The organism is Hydrogenophaga sp. 5NK40-0174, assembly GCF_040372165.1.
Taxonomy (GTDB): Bacteria; Pseudomonadota; Gammaproteobacteria; order Burkholderiales; family Burkholderiaceae_C; genus Hydrogenophaga.
The window spans coordinates 564,370-588,170 of sequence record NZ_BAABWG010000001.1 but is presented as its reverse complement, the minus strand read 5'-3'; the positions used below and the strand labels follow the sequence as shown (position 1 = coordinate 588,170).

Genomic DNA, 23,801 nt, shown 5'->3' with positions numbered 1-23,801 from the left:
GCCCTTCCAAATGGCGAAAAGCCGACATCATCAGGTCAGTCGCGAAGGACCTGAAGCACCTCGGAATGGAACTCCCGGCGATATAGCACCGCCACCACGCCCGCTGCGCCGACGGCCAGCGCCAGCGGGGAAATGAACCAGCACAGCAGCGCAAAAGAGAAGTAGTAGGCCCTCAGACCGTCGTTGAATGTCTCGGCCGCCGCCCCTACCAGCGTCGCGCCACGCTTGACAAACTTCTCCCGCTCGAAACGCCCTGAATCGAACTCTGCCGGTGGCGGCATGGAGCCGATGATGAGAGCGACAAAGGTGTATTGGCGCATGCACCAGGAAAACCGGAAAAAGGCATAAACGAAGACCGAAATCAATGCCAGCACCTTGACCTCGAAAACAACCACTGTGGTGGCCTGGGCAAAGGGGATCTCCTTGACCAGCTCTGCGGCCTTGTCCATGGTGCCGAGCAGGGCCAGCAAGGCGCCGATGACCAGAATCGACGTCGACGAAAAGAAAGCCGGCGTATTGGACAGGTTCTGGGTGATGATGCCGTCCAGCATGCGAGGATCGCGAGCGCTGGCCTGCTCAAGCCAATAGCGCCTGTAGCGGTTGGTCACGTCCAGCAAAGAGGCCTGTTGCCCGCCTTTGGCCTTGGCAAACCAGGCGTAGCCCAGCCAGAGGGCAAAAAAGAAGCCCAATGCCAGCCAGTCAGCCACCGGCAGCAGGGTCAGTAGGTAAAAGCCCGAATCGGGGGAACTGTTGGCGTCCATGGCTGAACTATAGTGGTGCCAACGAATTCATGAACAGGGGATAGCAAATGTTTGATGCCCGCAAAGGGAAGATCGCTACCAGCATGGCGCTGGGTGCCGCTGCCAGCACGCTGCTGGCCAGCCAGGCCTGGGCCGCCACGGACTCCGTCATCACCGGTGTGACCGTCTTTCCCGGCGTGGCACAGGTGACGCGCCAGGCATCGCTGGCAGCCGGTGGGCAGGCTTTGACGTTTGACTGCCTGCCAGCCGGCATCAACCAGCAAGCCTTGACGGTCGAAGCTGGAGCCGGTGTCCAGGTCGGCGAGATTTCCGTTGAGCGATTGGACAGCGAGCAAGCCCGGCATTGCCTGAACTCGCCTCTCGACAAGGACATCGAACGACTCGAAGACGAGCTGGCCGTTCTGGACGCCGAAAAGCAAGGCCTGGAACTTTCCGTCTCTTACCTGCGTGGGCTTGGCGGTGGAAAGGATCAACAAGCCGTGGCGCCATCCGGGTCGCTGGCATCCATGCTGGGCACGGTCAAGGCAGAGGCCGGCAATGCGTTCAGACGTATGCACAGCATTGAACGCGAGAAGCAGCGCATCAATGAGCGACTCCTTCCCCTCACGGCTGAGCGGGACCGCCTGGGCAACAGCCGACGCCAGATCAGCCGGGTGACCATTCGAACGGTGGCCAGCAAACCCTCCAACCTGGCACTGATCTATCAGGTCAGTGGTCCAACCTGGCAGTCAGCCTACAGAGCGTATCTGGACTCGGCATCTTCTTCCATCCAGTTGGAACGGCAGGCCATGGTGCAGCAGTCCACAGGCGAGGACTGGAAGGGTGTCGCCCTGAGACTGTCCACAGGGCAGCCACGCCGCGGTGCTTCAGCGCCCTACCCTTCGCCCTGGACCATTGGCATTGCCGTGCCGCTCAAACAGGAAGCCGCGGGCTTCATGAGCCGCCAAAGAGGGCTGGCCGCCGCAGACGCTGCTCTGGCTGAACCCATGGCTGCAGCCAGCCCGGCGCCTGCTGAGCTTGAGCGCGATTTCACCGTCGAAGCCATCGATACGGCCTTCCGCACGGAGTTTGTGGCGCCGCAAAGACTGGACATACCTTCCAACGGGGAACGGGTCGGACTTACCCTGGAAACCCGAAAGCTGCAGAGCAAGCTGTTCATTCGCACCGTGCCTTCTCGCGACGCGAGCGCATGGCTGATGGCTGAGGCAAAGGCCCCGGACGGCATCTGGCCGGCTGGCCAGCTTCAGCTGTACCGCGATCAGGCCTATGTGGGCGCTGCCCGTCTGGGTGATCCCGACAAGCAAGGTCTGTGGGAAATGCCGTTTGGTCAGGATGAGCGGGTGGCTGTCACGGTGCTGCCAGAAGACGTCAAGGACGGCACACGTGGCCTGACTGGCTCACGCATGGAAAGATCCATCAAGCGAGTGTTTGAAATCGAGAACCGCCACAAGGACGCCATCGATTTGCAGGTGCTGGAAGCGGCGCCTTCGAGCCGACACGAGGACGTGGACGTCGCGCTCAAATTCCAGCCAGAGCCACAATCGGGCAAATGGCGGGACCTGCCAGGCGTCGTGGAGTGGCGAACCCCGCTGGCACCTGGCAAGACAGCGCGCTTCGAAGCCAGCTATGTCTATAGCTGGCCCGAAGACGCCACGCTGACGCGCTAGGCGCGATCAGCCTTTGGCCGACTTGGCCACCGACGCCACCCGCTCGCCAAACTGGCGGGCGGTGTCAATATCGCCTTGAGGGATCTTGTCGGCCCCGGCGTCGGATGGTGCCTGTACCAGCAGGCCCACAGAGCCCCCCAGATTGTTCACGTCGGCACGCGTCGAAGCGAGCGTGTTGGCCGGCGCGAGGCCCAGGCTGACCCACAGGCCTCCGTGCTGGGATGCGAGGGTATTCAAGTAGGCCAGGGTCATGCCTTTATCACCGTTCAGGCTGGCGCTCACCGAGAAGCCAGCAAACAGCTTGTCTTGCCAAGCGCGGGTGAACCAGGCCTTGGACGAAGCGTCCGCAAATTTCTTGAACTGCCAGCTCGGGCCGCCCATGTAGGTGGGGGTGCCCAGGATGATGGCGTCTGCCGCGTCCAGAGCAGCCCAATCGGCTTCAGGCAGATTGCCTTCCGCATCAATGGCCAGCAGGTCAGCACCTGCGCCTTCTGCCACGATTTGCGCGATGCGCTGGGTGTGTCCGTAACCCGAGTGATACACAACTACAGTCTTGGCCATGGTCATTCTCCTAGTGAAGTGAAAGTGGCAAACAAAAAAAGAAACCGTTAGAGAAACGATGAGAAAAAGTGGGTACTGCACTGCCACTGCCCAAGGCAGCCAGCGAGTCACCTATGGGGAGGGGGAGCTCAAGAAGCCTGTTCACCAGAACGCCGACAAGTCTGCACGGCGGTTCGTCGGTAGGTCGTGAGGTGCAAAGCTCAGGCCGACAGGTCAAACACCAGGACTTCGGCGCCTTTGCCTTCCGTCACTTCGATGCTTGACTCGTCTTCTGCCAGGACGGCGTCGCCGCCTTGAATGGCCTGCCCGTTCACGGTCAGTTCTCCGCGCACGAGGTGCACGTACGCCTTGCGACCTGCTGCCAGTTCGATGCGGGCCGACTCTGTGCCATCAAACAGTCCTGCGTACAGCCGTGCGTCAGCGTGCATGCGCACCGAGTCTTCAGCACCGTCTGGCGAAGCCACCAGACGCAGCTTTCCGCGTTTCTGGTCTGTCGGGATGGATTTCTGCTCATAGCTGGGTTCCACGCCTTGCACGTTGGGCTCTATCCAGATTTGCAGCAAATGGGTGACTCCATCTGGCGCATGGTTGAACTCGCTGTGCATCACGCCTTTGCCAGCGCTCATGCGTTGAACGTCGCCGGGCGGGATGCCTTCGATGTTGCCCATGCTGTCCTTGTGCGCCAGGTTGCCCTCGAGCACGTAGGTGACGATTTCCATGTCGCGATGACCATGGGTGCCAAACCCCATGCCGGGCGCAATGTAGTCTTCGTTGATGACGCGCAGGTTCCCCCAGCCCATCCATTGCGGATCGTGGTAGCCGGCAAAAGAGAACGAGTGGTGCGAGCGAAGCCAACCGTGATCGGCATAGCCTCGCGCTTCGGATGGTCGAACTTGCAACATGGTGAATGGGCTTTCGAACGATGAAAGGGCCGGACACAGGGCGGGCTCTCAAGACATCCGCTACTGGCCGCAAAACAATGAGCTTGGTATGGATTGTGGGCATCCATCGTTCAATTGAGCTAAAACCTATTTGATGGCAGCATTCAATTCAATTGAACAGACAAAGGAGCCGGCCTTGCCACATACCCATTCCCGGGCAGCACTGTCCCCTGAAAACCTGGGCCTGATCGAAGCGGTCTCCCGCTTGGGCAGCATGGCCGCCGCTGCTCGGGAGCTCGGCATGGTGCCGAGTGCACTGACGTACCGTGTGCGCCAGATTGAAGATGCACTCGATGTGCTCCTGTTCGATCGCAGCGCACGCAAGGCGAGGCTGACACCCGCTGGAGAAGAGCTGCTGCGCGCTGGCCAGTATTTGCTCGATGAGCTGGACGCCGTGGCAGAACGGGTCAAACGTGTGGCCACCGGATGGGAGCCCCAGATCACCATCGCCGTTGATGCCATCATCGCGCGCTCGACGCTGTTCGAACTGTGCGAGGCCTTCTATGCAGAAGGCGCACCCACCCGTGTCAGGCTCCGCGCCGAGACTCTGAGCGGTACGGTAGAGGCGTTGCGCGCGGGGGTGGCAGACCTTGCACTGGGCGTACCTGCGAACCAGGCATTGCCTGGCGACCTTCAGATCGCCCCGCTGGGGGAAATGTCGTTTGTGTTTGTGGTGGCACCTCATCACCCCCTGGCTGCAGCCAAAGTGGCCCTGTGTGATGAAACCTTGCGTGACCACAGGGTAGTGGCCGTCTCGGACACCACCCTTCGCGGAGGAGGCCTGTCCCTGAACATTCTGCCGGGCCAGGATGTCCTCACGGTGCCGACCATGCAGCACAAGCTGGAAGCCCAGTTGCGGGGCCTGGGCGCCGGATTCCTGCCACTGCCCCTGGCCAAGCCCTACATTGACGCCGGCCGACTTGTGATCAAACAAGTGGACCGCCCCACCCTGCTGCTGCAAGCGGCGTACGCCTGGCGCCAGCCACGGCACGCATCCGAGATGGGCCGTGCGCTGAAGTGGTGGCTGCAGCATCTGAACAGCCCGGCCACCCGCGAAGCACTGCTCACACACCACCACCAGGGATGAATCCGCCGGCTGCCCCTGAAGGCAGAGCCCGCAGGATTGGCTGAGGCTGCTACATTCAGGGGTGCGCAAGAAAAGAGACACGAGACAAGTGACACGCCGCGCCAGTCGCGGGGTCCAGACATACCGACAACGCCACAAACAACAAGCTGCCATGCCTACTGGTCACGCCCAAACCACCGATTCCCCCCTTCAAGTTGCCATCATCGGCGCCGGAATGGCAGGCGTGAGTTGCGCCAGAACACTGGCACAAGCCGGTCACCATGTGACGGTGTTCGAGAAGAGCGCGTCCGTGGGCGGCCGCATGGCGACACGCCCCTCTCCGTTTGGCGGCTTTGACCACGGCGCCCAGTACTTCACGGTGCGCGACGGCCGCTTTGCCCAGGCGCTCAAGACAGCCGTTCATCTGGTCCGGCCCTGGAGTGCCAATACGGTCAGGGTGCTGGACGAAATGGGGCATGTGCTGACCAGCGCGCCGCCCAACGCCGAACCGCATTTCGTGCCGTCCCCGGGCATGCGGTCGCTGGTCGAGTACTGGGCTGAGCCGCTGGCGGAGCCAGAAGCTCACGGCCTGCCAGCCAGCAAGGTCTGGACAGAGCAGCAGGTCACCGAGATCGAGCGCGACGCCATCACGCCCGAGCAATGGCAGTTGCGCTCGCAGGACAAGGAAGGCGGTCAACGTGTCATCGGCGGCTTTGACCGGGTCATCCTGGCCATTCCACACGGTCAGGCCCACGACCTGCTCCAGGCATCAGGCTTGGCACCCGAGATGCGCAAAGCGCTCACCGATGTGGAAGTCGCTCCTTGCTGGACACTGATGGTGGCCTACCCGCAGGCCATGCAACCCGGCCTGTACAGCCTCGGGCCCCAATGGAATGTGGCCCGCAGTACCCACCACCGAATCAGCTGGGTTTCCCGCGAAAACAGCAAACCTGGCCGCGAAGCCGTGGAGCGCTGGACAGTGCAGGCCAGCCCGGCATGGTCTGCCAAACACCTGGAAGACGGCGAAGAGCGCGTCAAGGCCAAGCTGCTCAAGGGTTTTGCGGAGATCACCGGTATTCGCGTCACGCCCAGCCACGCCACTGTGCACCGCTGGCGCTTTGCCCAGACCACCATGCCACTGGGTGAGCCCTACCTGTACGACAAATCGCTGGGCATTGGCCTGTGCGGCGACTGGTGCCTGGGCTGCCGGGTGGAGAACGCGTTCGTCTCTGGTCTGGAGATGGCGCTGGCTCTCATCTGATGCCGCGCTACCGGGGACGCTTCGCGCCCTCGCCCACCGGTCCCCTGCACGCCGGATCACTGGTGGCGGCGCTGGCCAGCTGGCTAGACGCCCGTGCAGCATGCGGCACATGGCTGGTGCGAATGGAAGACGTGGACACCGGGCGCATCATGCCGGGCGCAGATCAACGCATCCTGGCTCAGTTGGCTGCCTTCGGGCTGACCAGCGATGAACCCGTGGTCTGGCAGTCCACCCGTTTCGCTGCATACGAGGCGGCACTGACGCAGCTGTGCCAATCGGCTTGCGCCTACCCCTGCACCTGCTCACGCCGGCAAATTCTCGCCAAACTCGAAGCGCTGGGGCGTCTACCGGAACGGTTCCACGCGCCGGTGTACCCAGGCACATGTCGCCCCGCCCCGTTGACACCCCAAGCCCTGTTCGACAAACCTGGCGTGGCCTGGCGTTTCGCCATTCCGGACGGACAGCCCGTGGTCCACTGGACAGACCGAAGGCTGGGCAAGCAAGAGCAAGATGTGGAAGCCGAGATCGGCGACTTCACCGTCAAACGCTCTGACGGCCTGTGGGCCTACCAGCTGGCTGTGGTGGTTGACGATGCCTGGCAGGAAATCACGCACGTGGTGCGCGGTGAAGATCTCGCCGACAACACGGCCCGTCAAATCGTGTTGCAGCAATCGCTGGGCGCGCCGACGCTGAGCTACCTGCACACCCCACTCGTGCTGGACGAGCGAGGCGACAAGCTCAGCAAACAAACAGGGGCGCCCGAATTGCCGGTGGACGACTTGCCTGGGAAGCTCGCGTCGGCGGCTCAGGCGCTGGGCTTGTCTACAGAACCGGGGGCGGTTCCAGACATGCTGAGCCGGCTGGTCGCTCAGTGGCAAGCAATTCACCCCGCCGCCTGAGTCTGCTCCAAGCGCAGCCGAGCACCCCTTCTACAATGGGAGCACCCCTTACGGGGGACAATCTGTCTTGCTGCTTGCAGGACCGCAGCCCATTCTCCCTGCCCATGACCACTCCAGAACCAACGCCCGCCCCCAACGAAGCCACTGGCGAAGAGGCACCTTACCGCCGCACCATCAAGAGCTATGTGCTGAGAGCGGGCCGCATGGGACCTGGTCAGACGCGCGCGTTTGAGCAATTTGGCCCACGTTTCTTGCTGGCCTACGACGCGAACCGGAAGCTCAATCCCGCGGACCTGTTTGGTCGCGATGCGCCGCTGATCATGGAGATTGGCTTTGGCATGGGTGGCGCCACGGCAGCCATTGCCCAGACGCGCCCGGATGACAACTTCCTTTGCTGCGAGGTGCATGAACCCGGCGTGGGCGCATTGCTGAAGCTGTGCGGCGAGCAAAACATTGAGAACATCCGCATCTTCCGTCATGACGCAGTGGAGGTGCTGGACAACATGCTGCCCGAGCAAAGTCTGGACGGAGTGCACGTCTTCTTCCCCGACCCTTGGCACAAAAGTCGCCACCACAAGCGCCGGCTGATTCAGGCGCCATTTGTGAACCGCCTTGCGGGCCACCTCAAGCCTGGCGGCTACATCCATCTGGCCACGGACTGGGAGCCGTATGCCGAGCAGATGCTGGAAGTGCTCAGCGCAGAGCCCATGCTGGCCAACACCGCAGAAGCTGGTGGCAGCGGCTATGCAGAAAAACCCGACTACCGACCCCTGACCAAGTTCGAAAACCGTGGCATCAAGCTCGGGCATGGTGTCTGGGATCTGGTGTTCAAGCGGGTCTGAGCCCCGTCTCACAGGCGTGGCCTTTGCTGCCAAGAATCCCCTGATCCCGACGCGCAACGGCGTTTCGCCGAGTTGTGTGGTCATGCCCAGCCCGCCCAAAGGGCTGCAGCCCTGGGCCACCGTACTGGACTACCTGAGCGAGCGCGTTCCTGCCGTATCCCGATCTGAATGGCAAGAGCGGTTTGCGCGAGGAGAAGTTCTCGGTGAAGACGGTCATGCGCTCGCCGACACCGAGGCTTTCAGGTCCGGTCTGCGCGTCTACTACTACCGGTATCTGGCGGACGAAACGCCGGTTCCGTTTGAAGCTCACATTGTTTTCGAAGACGATGTCTTGCTCGTGGCAGACAAGCCGCATTTTCTGCCCGTGCTGCCCGGGGGCCGGTTTGTTCAGGAAACGCTGCTCGTGCGGCTCAAGCGGAAAACCGGCATCGACACCCTCAGCCCCGTTCACCGCATTGACCGCGAGACCGCGGGGCTGGTTGTGCTCTCCAAGCGACCGGAGGACCGAGCCGCGTACCAGGCATTGTTCAGGGATCGCACCGTGCAAAAACGCTACCAGGCCGTCGCACGACATGATACGTCCGTAGCGTTCCCCCAGACGCGGATGAGCCATTTGAGCGAAGACCCGACGCAGTTCTTCCGCATGATCGAACGCACGGAACTGCCTCCCAACAGTGAGACACACATCGAACGACTGACCGCGAATGGAGATCACGCCTTGTATGGCTTGACACCTGTGACCGGCCGGCGCCACCAGTTGCGTGTTCACATGGCAGGCTTGGGACTGCCTTTGCTGGGAGACCAGTTCTACCCGAAGGTTGCTCGAGGGAGTTCGGCCGAGGACGACTTCAGTACCCCTCTGCGCTTGCTGGCCCAAGGGATCGCCTTCGACGACCCGGTCACGGGCCGCCCAAGGTCATTCAGCAGTGGAATGCACCTGACGTGGCCGGACGGATCGCCGGCCACTGCCTGAAGCTCAGACGCGCTCGGCCACCCAGCCTTGCACAGAGGCCAGCGCTTGTGGCAACGCCGCCGCATCGGTGCCGCCGGCCATGGCCATGTCGGGCTTGCCGCCGCCCTTGCCGCCCACTTGCTGGGCCACAAAGTTGACCAGCTCGCCAGCCTTGACCTTGCCGCTACTGTCAGCCGTCACACCCGCCGCGATCTGCACCTTGGCGCCATCCACGGCGGCCAGCACGATGGCTGCCGTCTTGAGTTTGTCCTTGAGCTTGTCCATGGTGTCGCGCAAGGTCTTGGCGTCGGCACCTTGCAGCGTCGCAGCCAGAACCTTGATGCCATTCACGTCGACGGCCTGGGTGACCAATTCGTCGCCCTGGCTGGAGGCGAGCTTGCCCTTGAGCGCCACCACTTCCTTTTCCAGCGCCTTGACTTGATCCAGCGTCTGGCTGATGCGGCTGGTCAGCTCGGTCGCTGGCGCCTTGAGCACACCAGCGGCTTCGCTCACGCGGCTCTCCAGCGACTGCAGGTAGGCCAGCGCGTGCTCACCGGTGACCGCTTCGATGCGTCGCACGCCTGCGGCCACGCCGCCTTCGGAAACGACCTTGAACAAGCCGATGTCGCCCGTGCGCTGCACGTGCGTGCCGCCGCAGAGTTCGCGGCTGGAGCCGATGTCGAGCACACGCACCACATCGCCGTACTTTTCGCCGAACAGCATCATGGCGCCGGACTTCTGGGCCGACTCGATGTCCATCACACGCGCCTGCGTGGCCGCATTGGCCAGGATTTCGGCGTTGACGATGGCTTCGATGCGGCGGATCTCATCTGCCGTGACGGGTGCGTTGTGCGCAAAGTCGAAACGGGTGCGCTCGTCGTTGACCAACGAGCCTTTTTGCTGCACGTGGCTGCCCAGCACTTCGCGAAGCGCCTTGTGCATCAAGTGTGTAGCACTGTGGTTGCGCACGGTGGCCGCGCGCAGGCCACCGTTGACGCTGGCCTTGACGGCATCGCCTACCGCCAGCGTGCCTTGCGTGAGTTCGCCATGGTGACCGAACACATCGGCCTTGATCTTCAGGGTGTCGGCCACTTCAAAGTGGGCCGAGTCGGTGTCCAGATGGCCTTGATCGCCCACCTGACCGCCGCTCTCTGCATAGAACGGGGTGGTGTCGAGCACCACAATGCCTTGCTGGCCGGCCTTGAGCTCGGCCACCGAAGTGCCGTCCACATATAGAGCCACCACTTTCGCCTTGGCTTCGAGGTCGTCGTAGCCTACGAACGTGTTCGCGTCGCCAGCGTAGTCCAGCGCCTTGTCCATCTTGAACTTGCCAGCGGCACGGGCCTGGGCCTTTTGCTTTTCCATGGCGGTATCGAAGCCGGCGGCGTCCACGGTCACGCCGCGCTCGCGGCAGACGTCGTTGGTGAGGTCTAGCGGGAAGCCATAGGTGTCGTGCAGCTTGAAGGCCACATCACCCGGCAATTCCCTGGCACCATCACCCATGGCGGCGTCAAGAATCTCCATGCCGTTGGCCAGCGTTTCGTAGAAGCGCTCTTCCTCCGCCTTGAGCACGTCGGTGATGCGCTGTGCGTCCGCAGCCAGCTTCGGATAGGCATCCCCCATGAGCTTGACCAGGTCAGCCACCAGCTTGTGGAAGAACGGCTTCTTCTGGCCCAGCTTGTAGCCGTGGCGGATGGCGCGGCGCACGATGCGACGCTGTACATAACCGCGGCCTTCGTTGGACGGGATCACGCCGTCCACCACCAGGAAAGAGGTGGCGCGGATGTGGTCGGCAATGACCTTGAGCGACGGGTTGTTCAGATCGGCGCAGCCGGTCTCGCGCGCAGCGGCCTTGATGAGCGCGTCGAAGATGTCGATCTCGTAGTTGCTGTGCACGCCCTGCAAGATGGCGGCCAGTCGCTCCAGGCCCATGCCGGTGTCCACGCAAGGGGCTGGCAGTGGCTTGACGTTGCCCTGCTCGTCCATGTCGAACTGCATGAACACGTTGTTCCAGATCTCGATGAAGCGGTCGCCATCTTCATCGGGGCTGCCCGGAGGGCCACCCGGAATCTCGGGGCCGTGGTCGTAGAAGATCTCCGAGCAAGGGCCGCAAGGGCCGGTGTCGGCCATCATCCAGAAGTTGTCGGACTTGTAACGGCCGCCCTTGTTGTCGCCAATGCGGATGACGCGCTCGGGCGGCAGGCCGATTTCTTTTGTCCAGATATCGAAGGCCTCGTCGTCTTCGTGGTAGACCGTGGCCAGCAGGCGATCAGCCGGCAGCTTGTACACCTCGGTCAGCAGCTCCCAGGCCCACTTCAGGCTCTCGCGCTTGAAGTAGTCGCCAAACGACCAGTTCCCCAGCATTTCGAAGAAGGTGTGGTGGCGCGCGGTGTAACCCACGTTCTCCAGGTCGTTGTGCTTGCCGCCAGCGCGCAGGCAAGCCTGCACCGACGCCGCCCGCACATAGGGGCGCTTGTCCGTGCCCAGGAACACGTCCTTGAACTGCACCATGCCCGAGTTGGTGAACATCAGCGTGGGGTCATTGCCGGGCACCAACGGGCTGGAGGCGACGACGGTGTGGCCGCGCTCGGCAAAGAAGTCCAGGAAGGTCTGACGAATTTCGGCGACGGTGGCGTGACGGGTCATGTTGGGCTGCAAGTTGGCAATGAGGTACCGGCATTTTCACCGGCCAAACGCCTATTTTCGCAAACTTGTGCACCCCCTGGCCTGCAGAGCCCATTTCGGCCTGGCTTTTTGACCATGGAAGGCCGATTGCAGCCCTGAAATCAGGCTGGGTCAGCCAGTGTGGCCGTGCTCGCGCAGGAAGGCCATCACAGCCGGTTCCTGGGTAAAAGCCACATTGAACCGAATCCATGGGCTGGGCTCCAGGTCCGGGTCGAACAAATGCCCTGGTCCCAGCAGAATGTCCTGCTCCGCCGCCTTGTAGGCCAGTTCGGTGGCGTTCTGGATGTCGGGGTGCCGCGCCCAGAGGAACATGCCGGCCTCCGGCTCGCTGAACAGCTCAAAACCCAGACCCTCAAGCTGCTGGGCCACACGCTGATGCGCCTCTGCCAGCCTGTCCCGCAACCCCCGAAGATGCTTGCGCCACCGGCCGTCCACCAGCGCGCCATAAGCCAGGCGCTCGCTGAATTCTGATGAGGTGAGCCCGGAGATCATCTTGAGCTGGGCCAGGTCCTCGAGCAAGTCGGGCGGCGCGGCCATGTAGCCGACACGGATGTTGGGTGAAATGGTCTTGGAATAGCTGCCCACATAGACCACGCGCTGCAGCTGGTCCAGACTGGCCAGCGACGGTCTGGGCTCTGGATCGAGGTCGACGTATATGTCGTTCTCCACCACGGTGAACCCGTGTTGTTCAGCCAGCAAGACCACCCGGTGCAAATGGGCCAGACTGGCTACCGAACCGGTGGGGCTTTGCAAGCGGGGCTGAGTGAAAAACACCTTGGGCTGATGCGTCTTGACCAGTGCTTCGAGCGCCTGCAGGTCATAGCCGTCTGGCGTGCGCGGCACACCAATCAGCTTGGCGCCCAGAAAGCGTAATGAGAACAACATGTTGGGGTAGCCGGGGTTGTCCACCAGCACGGCGTCTCCCGGGCGGATGAGACGCCTCGCCACCAGGTCCATGGCCTGGCTGGAGCCCTGTGTGAGCAGCACCTGATCAGCACTCACGGCGATTTCCTGCTCCGACAGGGCATCCCGGACCAGCTGGCGCAAGGGAGCAAAACCCTTGGGCTCTCCATATCCTCCAAGCTCAACGTCTTCGGCCGCCAGACTGCGAAGGCTGCGCCGCATGCCCTGGTGAAAAAGCCACTCCCCGGGCAGCCAGCCACAGCCGGGCTTCAGGCGCAGGCCACGTGCTTCGAAGACCCGGCGCAGGTACCACATGGAGTCAAAGCTGTAGTCGCCTGACTCGGAAGCTTGTGGCGCCTGGCGTCGACTGGCCTGGTCCCGTTGACGAACGAAGAAGCCCGAATGCGGGCGTGAAGTGAAGTACCCCAGTGCCACCAGACGGTCGTAGGCATCCACCACCGTGTAGACGCTCACGCCGTGGGCGTGGGCGAACTGCCGGATCGACGGCGCTTTGGCGCCAGGTCTCAGGTGCCCGCTCTGGATCAGCTCCCGAAACCCGTCGACGATCTGAACCACCAGAGGGGTGGAGCTTTTCGGGTTGATGGTGAACATGGCCAAGTGTAAGAGGACGAAACTGTACTGGTCGCGAGAGCTACACAGTACACCTCGAGTTGCACGGTGTCTGTATATGTTACCCAGCAGTCACCGCACCTACAGTCAGCCGATTCATACTTTCAGTTGACCTGGAGCACACCATGCAACGCGACGCCCAACTCACCAACGCCCTGCTCATGGCACGGCGCGAAGCAGCCATCCCACGCGGGGTTGGCCAAAGTCACCACATATTTGTCGCAAAAGGCGACAACGCAGAGGTCTGGGACGTGGAAGGCCGACGCTACATCGACTTCGCGGGCGGTATTGCCGTGCTCAACACCGGCCACCGCCATCCAGGTGTGATGGAAGCTGTCAAAGCACAACTCGACCAGTACACCCACACCTGCTTCCAGGTATTGGCCTACGAGCCATATGTGGAGCTGGCCGAACGCCTGAACACGCTGGCCCCGGGCAAGTTCGCCAAGAAAACGCTGTTTCTGACCACTGGCGCCGAAGCCGTGGAGAACGCGATCAAGATTGCTCGTGCGCACACCGGTCGCTCTGGCGTGATCGCATTCGGCGGCGGCTACCACGGTCGCACCATGATGACGCTGGGCCTGACCGGCAAGGTCGCTCCCTACAAGACCGGCTTCGGCCCCTTCCCTGCCGAGATTTTCCATGCCAAGTTTCCCAGCACGCTGCGTGGTGTGTCGGTGGACGACGCCATGGACTCCATCGAACAGATCTTCAAGAACGACATTGAGGCCAGCCGCGTGGCGGCCATCATTCTGGAGCCAGTACAAGGTGAAGGCGGCTTCAACGTCGCGCCCAAGGAGTTGTGGGAGCGCCTGCGCGCCCTTTGTGACCAGCATGGCATCGTGCTGATCGCCGATGAAGTGCAAACCGGCGCTGGCCGTACGGGCACCTGGTTTGCCGTGGAGCAAAGTGGCGTGGCACCGGACATGATCACATCTGCCAAATCGCTCGCCGGCGGCTTCCCGATTTCCGCCGTGATTGGTCGCGCCGACATCATGGATGCACCAGCGCCCGGCGGGTTGGGTGGCACCTATGCCGGCAGCCCCATGGCGTGTGCGGCAGCGTTGGCCGTGATCGAAGCATTCGAGAAGCAAGACCTGCTCAAGCGCAGCCGCGAACTGGGCCAACGCCTGACTGACGGGCTCAAGGCCGTGACGACCGGGCAGCGCTGCGTGGCCGAAATTCGTGGCATGGGTGCCATGGTAGCCATGGAAATGTGCAAGGACGGCGAGCCGCTGCAGCCCGACGCAGAACTGACGCGAGCCATTGCGGCAGAAGCGACCAAGCGTGGCCTCATTCTGCTCACCTGCGGAACCTACGGCAACGTCATTCGCGTACTGGTGCCGCTGACGGCATCGGACGAGATCGTCGACGAAGGCATCGCCATCATTGGCGCTGCACTGCAAGCCGCGAAATCCGCTTGAAGTGCATGGCATTGCCATGAGGGAAGCGCGCCGATGCACATGGCATCAGCGCGTTTTTCACCGGACTTGCCTGCGCGACAAAACACAAAGCTTTCATGCACCCAACAAGGTGAACTTCACACCTGCGAGTGAATGAAATCAGGCACACAGGTTGCATGCACCTTCAGGATGCCAACCCAACACCCATCCCACGACTACCAGACGATCCGCTTGCAGTGCCCATGACATCCGACTCCGCTCTCGTCACATTCAATGGCGTGCAAAAAACCTACGACGGCCACGTACTGGTTGTCAGGGATCTCAACCTTGATATTCAAAGAGGTGAGTTCCTGTCCTTGCTGGGGCCTTCCGGCTCTGGCAAGACCACCACACTGATGATGCTGGCCGGCTTTGAATCACCGACTGCCGGCGACATCTTCCTCGACGGTGTGCCCATCACCCGCACGCCGCCGCACAAGCGCAACTTCGGCATGGTGTTCCAGAACTACGCGCTGTTCCCGCACATGACGGTGGCACAGAACATCGCCTACCCGCTCACCGTGCGCAAGCTGGGCAAGAGCGAGCTCGAAGACAAAGTCAAGCGTGCGCTCGATATGGTGCAGATGGGCCCCATGGGGGAGCGCTACCCTGCACAACTTTCGGGCGGCCAGCAACAGCGCGTTGCGCTCGCCCGTGCCTTGGTGTTCGATCCGCAACTTGTCCTGATGGACGAACCACTGGGCGCACTCGACAAACAGCTGCGCGAACACATGCAGATCGAGCTCAAGGCTCTGCACCGGCAACTCGGAATCACTTTTGTGTATGTGACCCATGACCAGTCCGAAGCGCTCACCATGTCAGACCGTGTGGCTGTTTTCAATGAAGGCGTGATCCAGCAGATCGACGTGGTGGACCAGCTCTACGAGGCCCCGGTCAATCGGTTCGTGGCCAGTTTTGTGGGCGACAACTCGGTACTGGACGCAACAGTGGTCTCTGCCAATGGCGAACACTGCACAGTCGATGCCGGCAACGGTGTTGCCTTGACCGGGCTCAATGTCAACCAGGCGTCAGTGGGCGATCGCGTGCAGTGCAGCGTACGGCCAGAACGCATTGCACTGGTGGACGCCTCGGAGCAGCCGGACAACCAGATCGAGACCAACGTCGACGATGTCATTTACTTCGGCGACCATCTTCGATTGCGTTGCCACATGCCTGGACAGGCTGAGCTGAGCGTCAAGGTTCCGCTGCAGCGACAGGCGCACATGAGTGCCGGTCAGACTGTTCGCCTGCACTTGCCGCCCGAGCACTTGCGCGTCTATCGCTGATCGCCAGACTCACCTGAGACCGCGTTCAACAGAACGGCCTTGCATCCGCACGCGCACTCATCCGCGCATCCACTTTCGCTTTTCGTTCCCTTCCTTTCCTTCAACCCCTAGGAGATGCTTCCCATGAAATTCACTCCCGCAATTGTTGCCCTGGCTGCTGCCCTGGCAATGCCCGCCATGGCTGAAGAGGCCCTGACCGTGGTCAACTTTGGTGGCGCCAACGGTGCTGCACAGAAGAAAGCCTACGTGGAGCCGTTTGAGAAAGCTGGCGGCAAGATCACTTCGGTCGAGTACAACGGCGAGCAGGCCAAGATCAAGGCCATGGTCGAAGCCAAGAAAATCACCTGGGACGTGGTGGAAGTGGAAAGCCCCGACGTGACCCGTGGTTGCGACGAAGGTCTGTTCGAGACCATCGACTGGAGCAAGATTGGCAACAAGGCCGACTTCCAGAAGGCCGCTGTGCATGAGTGCGGCGTGGGCACGTTCGTGTGGTCAACCGTCATGGCCTACGATGGCGACAAGCTCAAGACAGCGCCCACCACCTGGGCCGATTTCTGGGACGTCAAGAAATTCCCGGGCAAACGCGGCCTGCGCAAGGGCGCTCGCTACAACCTGGAGTTCGCTCTGATGGCCGATGGCGTGAAGCCTGCTGACGTCTACAAGGTTCTGCGCACCAAAGAAGGCTCTGATCGCGCATTCAAGAAACTGAGCGAACTCAAGCCCAGCATCCAGTGGTGGGAAGCCGGCGCGCAGCCTCCCCAGTTCCTGGTTGCCGGTGACGTGACCATGACCACCGCCTACAACGGCCGTATCGACGCCGCCCAACGCGAAGGCAAGAACCTCAAGATCACCTGGACCGGCGGCATCTACGACCTGGACTACTGGGTGATTCCGAAAGGCACGCCAAACAAAGAGGCTGCCATGAAGTTCATCGCCATGGCCAGCACGCCAGACGCGCAGGCCGAGTACGCGAGGAACATCAGCTACGGCCCGACCAACAACAAGGCACTGGCCAAGCTTGACGCCAAGGTGTTGTCACAACTGCCGACCTCTGAGGCCAACAGCAAGGACGCGCTGCAGTTCAACATCGGCTTCTGGTCCGATCAGGGTGAGGCCCTCGAGAAGCGCTTTGCCGCCTGGGCAGCGCAGTAATGACGATGGCCAACGGAACCGAAACCATGGATCTTGTCGCACAGCTACATCGGGCTGAGCGTCGCCGAAAAGCGCGGGCCATTGCGCTGACGGTGCCTCTGCTTGTGTTTCTGGTCGTGTTCTTTCTGGTTCCGCTGGCCTCGTTGCTGGTGCGGGCAGTCGAAAACCCCGAGGTGGCCGACGCCCTGCCCCGCACCGGGCAAGCCCTCAAAGGCTGGGACCGTCGGTCCCAGCCGCCTGCCGACGCTTTTGCAGGCATCCTCGACGACCTGTCTGCCATGCAGGAAACGGCCGAAGCGGGTGCACTGGCCCGCCGGCTGAACAGTGAAGTGGCTGGCAGCCGATCACTGGTCATGGGCACCTACCGCGCACTGCCACTGGGCGAAAACCTCTCCCCAGAACAGGCCCGCGAAAAACTCATCGAACATGACGAGCGATGGACCGAGTTGCCTTACTGGCAGGCCATCGCCAAGAACAGCTCCCGCTGGACCCCCGACTACCTGCTCGCCTCCATCGACCTGCGGCGCAATGCACAGGGAGAGATCCAGGAAGTCCCTGCGGAGGCTGCCGCCTTCCGTACCATTCTGGGACGAACGTTCCAGATGAGCGCAGTGGTCACGCTGTCAGCGCTGTTGCTTGCCTACCCGTTGGCCTACTGGCTCTCCATGTTGAGTGAGCGGCGGGCCAACATGATGCTGATTCTGGTGCTGCTTCCATTCTGGACATCTGTCCTGGTGCGTATTGCCGCCTGGATCGTGCTGCTGCAGAACAACGGCCTGATCAACCGTTTCCTGATGTGGATCGGCTTGACCGACACGCCCCTGCAATTGCTGTTCAATCGCGTTGGCGTGATCATCGCCATGGTGCACATCCTGTTGCCATTCGCCATCCTGCCGCTCTACAGCGTGATGAAGTCGGTACCGCCAAACTACCTGCGCGCAGCCATTTCGCTGGGCAGTGCACCACTGGCCGCCTTCGTTCGCGTATACCTGCCGCAAACCTACCCTGGCATCGCCGCTGGTGGGTTGCTGGTATTCATCACCAGCATCGGCTACTACCTGACGCCTGCCCTGCTGGGCGGCCCGAGCGATCAGATGCTGAGCTACTACGTGGCGCAATACACCAACGTGGAAGTCAACTGGGGCATGGCCTGCGCATTGGGCGGCGTGCTTTTGCTGACCACCATGATTCTGTACGGCGTGTACCGCAAGGTGGCCAAGGCTGAACTCAGCCTGGGATAGAGATGAGTACCCCCCTGCGTCGCTTTGCGTCTTCCCCCCCTGACAAGGGGGACCACACCGGTGGCCTGGCAAAGCCAGATCCACGGTGTGTGCTTGGTTCGCATGTATGCGCCGATGCATGACCGATGCATGACCTTCTGAATCAGTTCCGAGCAGGTTTCCGAGATGTTCAAACTTCCTGACTTTCCCGCTTACTACGGTTTCTTCGACAAGCTCGGATGGCTGGCGCTGCGCCTTGGCAGCTTGCTGGTACTGGTCTTTTTGCTGCTACCGGTGCTGGTCATCATGCCGCTGTCGTTCAGCGACAGTACCTTCCTGGCCTACCCGATCGAAGGCTGGTCTCTTCGCTGGTACGAAGAGATGTTCCATGCAGACGAATGGATTCGCGCCACCAAAAACAGCTTCATCGTCGCGCCGCTGTCCACGCTGCTGGCGACCGTGCTCGGCACGCTGGCAGCCATGGGGCTGGCACACACCCGGTTTCTGGCCAAAGGCTTCGTCACCAGTCTGCTGATTTCACCGATGGTGGTGCCGGTGGTGGTGGTGGCTGTGAGCACCTACCTGTACTTCGCCAAGCTCGGCCTGAACGACAGCTACCTGGGCCTGATCCTGGTGCATGCTGCCCTGGGCGCACCTTTTGTGGTCACGACAGTGCTGGCCACACTGCAAAGCTTCAACCAGAACCTGGTCAAGGCCAGCCTGAGCCTTGGCGCCAGCCCACTCACCACGTTCTTTCGCGTGACACTCCCGGTCATCGCGCCCGGCGTCATCTCCGGCGCCCTGTTCGCCTTTGCGACCTCCTTCGACGAAGTGGTGGTCACGCTTTTCCTGGCCGGGCCGGATCAGGTCACCCTGCCCCGCCAGATGTTCACCGGCATCCGCGAGAACATTTCACCCACCATTGCGGCTGTCGCCACGTTGCTCATCCTGTTCACGACATCACTGATGCTGACGCTCGAGTGGCTGCGCGGCCGTCGCAAGTGAGCGGACCCTGGACTCCTTGGGTCTTCCATCGCCCACGTCAACCATGAGCACTGCCAAGCGCATAGAACGCGGTCTGAGAATGCAAGCCTTGCACCAGCAAGGTACTTTCGTGATGCCCAACGCGTGGGACGCGGGCAGTGCCCGCATCCTTGCAGCAGAGGGATTCAAGGCCATTGGAACGACAAGCGCCGGTATCGCATACTCGCTTGGCTTACCTGACGGTGCAAACGCTGTCGATCGAGACTGCATGCTCGAAGCCATACACCGCATCTCTCGATCGGTCGATGTCCCCGTCAATGCCGATCTTGAATCGGGCTACGGATCCACCGCCCGTGAAGTTGGTGACACCATCCGCTTGACCATCGAGGCTGGGGCATGCGGTGCCAACATAGAAGATGTCGACAGTAGCAATGGCACCACCGCAATGTTCACTGTTGACGCGGCGGCCGAGCGCATTGAAGCAGCGCGAGCCGCAGCAGATTCAGCAGGACTCCCGTTTACATTGACTGCGCGATGCGATGCCTTTCTCCTAGGCATTCCGGATGCACTTGAGGAAAGTCTCGCTCGATGCCAACGATATCGTGCAGCCGGCGCCGACTGCCTCTTCGTTCCCGGCATCAACGACATCACCACCATTCGCCATCTGGTTGAGAGTCTCGCCTGCCCCCTCAACGTTGTCATGGGATTGACAGGCAACACCCTGACGGTCAACGACCTGGCAGCGTCCGGCGTTCGTCGCATCAGCACTGGCGGCAGCATCGCGCGCACCTGCTTTGGGGCCCTGCGAGACGCGGTCAGGGAAATCCAAACCCGGGGCAGCTTTGGTTTTGCGAACCGGCAGATTCCGGACGCGGAGTTGAGCCGGTTTTTTTTGGAGTACCCAAGTGAGCGATAGCGCATTCAACCAACCCCAGGGCGGCAACGAGATGCCGCGCTTTGGAGGCATCGCCACCATGATGCGGCTGCCCGGCGCGGCCACGTCTGAAGGGCTCAACGCCGGCTTCATCGGTGTACCTCTCGACATCGGTACCAGTCACCGCCCAGGTGCCCGATTCGGTCCCCGCCAGATCCGCGCGGAGTCCTGCCTGATCCGCCCCTACAACATGGCGACAGGCGCCGCGCCATTCGATGCGCTACAAGTCGCCGACCTGGGCGATGTGCCCATCAACACCTACAACCTGCAGCGTTCGGTCGACATCATCGAACAGCACTATCAACCGGTCATCGCTTCCGGCTGCATCCCGCTGACGCTCGGTGGTGACCACACCATTGCCCTGCCCATTCTGCGGGCGATGAAGGCGACGCATGGGCCAGTGGCACTCATTCACGTGGACGCCCATGCCGATGTGAACCCGGACATGTTCGGCGAGCGCATTGCCCATGGCACACCGTTTCGGCGCGCCGTCGAAGAAGGCTTGCTCATCAACGACAAGGTCTGGCAAATCGGCTTGCGCGGCAGCGGCTACTCGGCCGAAGACTTCGACTGGCCCCGCCAGCAAGGCTTCACCATCGTGCCGGCACACGAGGTCTGGTGGCAGTCACTGGCCCCCTTGATGGACCGCATCCGCGAAGCCATCGGACCAGACACGCCAACCTATCTCAGCTTCGATATCGATGGCATCGATCCTGCTTATGCAGGAGGCACTGGTACCCCGGAGGTCGGTGGCTTGAGCGTTCCTCAGGCACTGGAGATCGTCCGCGGCTGCCGAGGCCTCAATCTGGTCGGTTGCGATCTGGTGGAGGTCTCTCCGGCCTACGACACGACGGGCAACACCGCCTTGCTGGGTGCCAACCTGTTGTTTGAAATGCTGTGCGTCTTGCCCGGCGTCCTCTACCGGTGATACCCATGAAGTCTGTTCATCCCTTCCTTTCTTCCGCCCTCTCTGCCCTGCTATTCACTGCTGCCCATGCACAGGCGTCCGAACTGGTTGTTGCCAATTTTGGCGGCGCCAACGGCAAGGCACAGGAGGTCGCGTTTCTCAAACCGTTTGCCAAAGCCAGCAAAACCGTCACCAGGGGCGTCGAGTACGACGGCAGCCTGGCGCCCGTGCGCAAGATGGTTCTGGCACGCAAGACCCAGTGGGATGTGGTGGAGGTGGAGTCTTCCGAGCTGACCATCGGCTGCACCGAAGGCCTTTTCGAACAACTGGACAAGCGCCAGCTGGGCAACACGGCGATGGCTTTGCCTGGCTCAATTCACAACTGCGGTGTCGGTGCCTTTGTATGGTCTACCGTGATGGCCTACAACAGCGCCACCTACACAACGGACAAACCCCGCAACTGGGCCGACTTCTGGGACGTGGAGAAGTTTCCAGGCAAACGCGCCATGCGAAAAGGCGCGCGTTACAACCTGGAGTTTGCACTCATGGCTGACGGCGTTCACCGTCGCGACGTCTACCAGGTGCTGAGCACCGAGTCCGGGCTGCAACGGGCCCTGAACAAGATCAAGCAGCTCGCACCCCACATCGTGTGGTGGGAGTCCGGCTCGCAGCCGCCCAAGATGCTGGCGGCCAACGAGGTGGTGATGAGCACGGCCTACAACGGGCGCATTTCCGCTGCAGTCGATGACGGTGCCACGCTCGAGACGGTCTGGACCGACGCGATCTATGACATGGACTACTGGGCCGTGGTCAAAGGGTCCCCCAATGTCGCACAGGCCAAAGCCTTCATCCGCTTTGCCACCACCGACACGGCCCAGCTGGCGTTCTCGAAAGAGATTGCCTACGGGCCTACCCACTTCAACGCCATCCTCGAGTACGACAAGGTGCGCAAGCGCCCCGTGGCTGACGAACACCTGATCGATCTGTCCATGGCCCCCAGCGACCTGCCATCTGCCCCGGGCAACCTGCTGCGCTCCTTGGGGTTCGACCCGACTTTCTGGGTGACCAAAGGCGCCAGAATCGAGACACAGATGGCTCAAATGCTCCAATAATCGAAGCCGCTCAATCCCGGGCAACGGGTAGTGTTTCGTCGCCCGGGCGCCATCAATTGTTTAACCAGTTAAATAAAATCCTCCCACTGCAACGAAGGAGACTCCCATGGACATGAAGACTTCCCCCCTGGCCCAGCTCAACGACCCGACACTGCTCAAGACCGGTGCCCTGATCAACGGCGAGTGGGTGGCAGGCAACAGCCAGTTTGCAGTGCACGACCCGGCCACCGGGCAGCACCTGGCCGATGTGGCCAATCTTGGCCGCACCGAAGCCCGCCAGGCCATTGAGGCTGCCAACGCGGCCTGGGCTGGATGGCGCAACACCAATGCCAAGGCACGCGCCAACATCCTGCGCAAGTGGTTTGACCTGCTGATGGCCAACCAGGAAGACCTGGGCCGAATGATGACGGCAGAACAAGGCAAGCCGCTGGCCGAAGCCAAAGGCGAAGTCGCCTATGGCGCCAGCTTTGTGGAATGGTTCGCCGAAGAAGCCAAGCGCGTCTATGGTGAAACCCTGCCCACTTTCGACAACAACCGCCGCCTGTTCGTGCTCAAGCAGCCCATCGGTGTGTGCGCCGCCATCACGCCGTGGAACTTCCCCCTGGCCATGATCACCCGCAAAGTGGCCCCTGCCCTGGCGGCAGGCTGCCCCGTGGTGATCAAGCCGGCTGAACTGACCCCGCTGACAGCCCTGGCCGCAGGTGAGCTGGCCTTGCGTGCCGGTATTCCTGCTGGCGTGCTCAACATCGTGACCGCTGATGGCGCGGGCAGCATTGAGGTAGGCAAGGAGCTGTGCGAGAACGACATCATTCGCCACCTGTCCTTCACCGGCTCCACGGAAGTGGGCCGCATCCTGATGGCCCAGTGCGCCCCTACCATCACCAAGGTGTCCCTGGAGCTGGGCGGCAATGCGCCCTTCATCGTGTTTGACGATGCCGACATCGACAGCGCCGTGGAAGGCGCCTTCGCCAGCAAATACCGCAATGCCGGCCAGACCTGCGTCTGCTCCAACCGCCTGTACGTGCAGGAAAGCGTGTACGACGCCTTCGTCGAGAAGTTCGCCGCCAAGGTCAAGACAGCCAAGGTGGGCAACGGTTTCGAAGACGGCGTGAACCAGGGCCCGCTGATCGAGGAAGCCGCACTGGAAAAGGTTCAGCGCCATGTGGACGATGCGGTGGCCAAGGGCGGCCGCGTGGTGGCCGGCGGCAAGCGCCTGGAAGGCCAGTTCTTCGAGCCCACCGTGGTGGCCGATGCCACGCCAGACATGCTCTGCGCCCGAGAGGAAACCTTTGGTCCGTTCGCCCCAGTGTTCAAGTTCAAGACCGAGAAGGAAGCCATCGACGCAGCCAACAACACCGAGTTCGGTCTGGCCAGCTACTTCTTCAGCCGCGATGTCGGCCGCATCTTCCGCGTGGGCGAGGCACTGGAATACGGCATGGTCGGCGTGAACACCGGCATCATCTCGGTGGAACACGCCCCCTTCGGCGGCGTGAAGCAATCCGGCATGGGCCGCGAGGGTTCACACTACGGCATGGATGACTACATCGAGATCAAGTACCTCTGCGTGGCCGACATCGAGAAGTGATCACCCGGGTG

General features: G+C 61.9%; 20 protein-coding genes. 15 read left to right on the top strand and 5 right to left on the bottom strand.

Going from position 1 to position 23,801, the window contains the following annotated elements:
• Positions 1 to 35 precede the first annotated feature (35 nt).
• Positions 36 to 761, bottom strand: coding sequence for a DUF599 domain-containing protein (locus tag ABWV89_RS02680; protein WP_353393945.1), 726 nt, complete (start codon positions 759 to 761; stop codon positions 36 to 38).
• Positions 762 to 808: 47 nt separating this feature from the next.
• Between ABWV89_RS02680 and ABWV89_RS02675 the strand changes: the two genes are divergently transcribed.
• Positions 809 to 2,428, top strand: a complete 1,620-nt coding sequence (locus tag ABWV89_RS02675; RefSeq protein ID WP_353393944.1) for a DUF4139 domain-containing protein — start codon at positions 809 to 811, stop codon at positions 2,426 to 2,428.
• A 6-nt stretch (positions 2,429 to 2,434) separates the two neighbouring features.
• On the opposite strand, the gene ABWV89_RS02670 is transcribed toward ABWV89_RS02675, so the two are convergent.
• Positions 2,435 to 2,989, bottom strand: a complete 555-nt coding sequence (locus tag ABWV89_RS02670) for a flavodoxin family protein (RefSeq protein WP_353393942.1) — start codon at positions 2,987 to 2,989, stop codon at positions 2,435 to 2,437.
• Positions 2,990 to 3,189: 200 nt separating this feature from the next.
• A complete protein-coding gene (locus tag ABWV89_RS02665; protein WP_353393940.1) occupies positions 3,190 to 3,891 on the bottom strand; it encodes a pirin family protein in 702 nt (233 codons plus the stop codon).
• A 133-nt stretch (positions 3,892 to 4,024) separates the two neighbouring features.
• Here ABWV89_RS02665 and ABWV89_RS02660 point away from each other — a divergent pair, with 133 nt between their 5' ends.
• The 5 genes from ABWV89_RS02660 (at position 4,025) to ABWV89_RS02640 (ending at position 8,971) form a co-directional block, all read left to right on the top strand.
• Complete coding sequence (locus tag ABWV89_RS02660; protein WP_353393938.1) at positions 4,025 to 5,017, top strand: LysR family transcriptional regulator; 993 nt, start codon at positions 4,025 to 4,027, stop codon at positions 5,015 to 5,017.
• 151 nt (positions 5,018 to 5,168) lie between these two features.
• Positions 5,169 to 6,257: an NAD(P)/FAD-dependent oxidoreductase gene (locus ABWV89_RS02655; RefSeq protein ID WP_353393937.1), complete on the top strand. Its 1,089-nt coding sequence runs from the start codon at positions 5,169 to 5,171 to the stop codon at positions 6,255 to 6,257.
• The gene (gluQRS, locus tag ABWV89_RS02650; RefSeq protein ID WP_353393935.1) at positions 6,257 to 7,156 is read left to right on the top strand and encodes a tRNA glutamyl-Q(34) synthetase GluQRS; all 900 of its coding nucleotides are present in this window, start codon (positions 6,257 to 6,259) and stop codon (positions 7,154 to 7,156) included. The genes ABWV89_RS02655 and gluQRS overlap by 1 nt, the downstream gene beginning before the upstream one ends.
• A gap of 104 nt (positions 7,157 to 7,260) precedes the next feature.
• Positions 7,261 to 7,998, top strand: a complete 738-nt coding sequence (gene trmB / locus ABWV89_RS02645; RefSeq protein WP_353393933.1) for a tRNA (guanosine(46)-N7)-methyltransferase TrmB — start codon at positions 7,261 to 7,263, stop codon at positions 7,996 to 7,998.
• Between the two features lie 82 nt (positions 7,999 to 8,080).
• Positions 8,081 to 8,971 carry a pseudouridine synthase gene (locus tag ABWV89_RS02640; protein ID WP_353393932.1) on the top strand — a complete coding sequence of 297 codons (891 nt, stop codon included), beginning with the start codon at positions 8,081 to 8,083 and terminating at the stop codon, positions 8,969 to 8,971.
• A 3-nt stretch (positions 8,972 to 8,974) separates the two neighbouring features.
• Here ABWV89_RS02640 and alaS read toward each other — a convergent pair whose 3' ends face one another.
• Positions 8,975 to 11,596, bottom strand: a complete 2,622-nt coding sequence (gene alaS, locus ABWV89_RS02635) for an alanine--tRNA ligase (protein WP_353393930.1) — start codon at positions 11,594 to 11,596, stop codon at positions 8,975 to 8,977.
• A 150-nt stretch (positions 11,597 to 11,746) separates the two neighbouring features.
• The gene (locus tag ABWV89_RS02630; RefSeq protein WP_353393928.1) at positions 11,747 to 13,150 is read right to left on the bottom strand and encodes an aminotransferase-like domain-containing protein; all 1,404 of its coding nucleotides are present in this window, start codon (positions 13,148 to 13,150) and stop codon (positions 11,747 to 11,749) included.
• Positions 13,151 to 13,293: 143 nt separating this feature from the next.
• Here ABWV89_RS02630 and gabT point away from each other — a divergent pair, with 143 nt between their 5' ends.
• From gabT to ABWV89_RS02585, 9 genes are all read left to right on the top strand, one after another.
• The gene (gene gabT, locus ABWV89_RS02625) at positions 13,294 to 14,592 is read left to right on the top strand and encodes a 4-aminobutyrate--2-oxoglutarate transaminase (protein WP_353393926.1); all 1,299 of its coding nucleotides are present in this window, start codon (positions 13,294 to 13,296) and stop codon (positions 14,590 to 14,592) included.
• 221 nt (positions 14,593 to 14,813) lie between these two features.
• Positions 14,814 to 15,896 (top strand): ABC transporter ATP-binding protein, encoded by a 1,083-nt coding sequence (locus ABWV89_RS02620; RefSeq protein ID WP_353393924.1) that lies wholly within the window; start codon positions 14,814 to 14,816, stop codon positions 15,894 to 15,896.
• Between the two features lie 123 nt (positions 15,897 to 16,019).
• Positions 16,020 to 17,048 carry an ABC transporter substrate-binding protein gene (locus tag ABWV89_RS02615; RefSeq protein ID WP_353393922.1) on the top strand — a complete coding sequence of 343 codons (1,029 nt, stop codon included), beginning with the start codon at positions 16,020 to 16,022 and terminating at the stop codon, positions 17,046 to 17,048.
• Between the two features lie 26 nt (positions 17,049 to 17,074).
• Complete coding sequence (locus ABWV89_RS02610; protein ID WP_353393920.1) at positions 17,075 to 18,289, top strand: ABC transporter permease; 1,215 nt, start codon at positions 17,075 to 17,077, stop codon at positions 18,287 to 18,289.
• 165 nt (positions 18,290 to 18,454) lie between these two features.
• Entirely contained in the window at positions 18,455 to 19,273 is an 819-nt protein-coding gene (locus tag ABWV89_RS02605; RefSeq protein ID WP_353393918.1) for an ABC transporter permease, read from the top strand.
• A gap of 43 nt (positions 19,274 to 19,316) precedes the next feature.
• On the top strand, positions 19,317 to 20,168 hold the full coding sequence (locus tag ABWV89_RS02600) for an isocitrate lyase/PEP mutase family protein (RefSeq protein WP_353393916.1): 852 nt from the start codon (positions 19,317 to 19,319) through the stop codon (positions 20,166 to 20,168).
• On the top strand, positions 20,158 to 21,114 hold the full coding sequence (gene speB, locus ABWV89_RS02595; protein WP_502903119.1) for an agmatinase: 957 nt from the start codon (positions 20,158 to 20,160) through the stop codon (positions 21,112 to 21,114). The genes ABWV89_RS02600 and speB overlap by 11 nt, the downstream gene beginning before the upstream one ends.
• Before the next feature lie 5 nt (positions 21,115 to 21,119).
• Complete coding sequence (locus ABWV89_RS02590) at positions 21,120 to 22,205, top strand: ABC transporter substrate-binding protein (RefSeq protein WP_353393915.1); 1,086 nt, start codon at positions 21,120 to 21,122, stop codon at positions 22,203 to 22,205.
• 106 nt (positions 22,206 to 22,311) lie between these two features.
• A complete protein-coding gene (locus ABWV89_RS02585) occupies positions 22,312 to 23,790 on the top strand; it encodes an NAD-dependent succinate-semialdehyde dehydrogenase (RefSeq protein WP_353393914.1) in 1,479 nt (492 codons plus the stop codon).
• Positions 23,791 to 23,801: the final 11 nt, after the last annotated feature.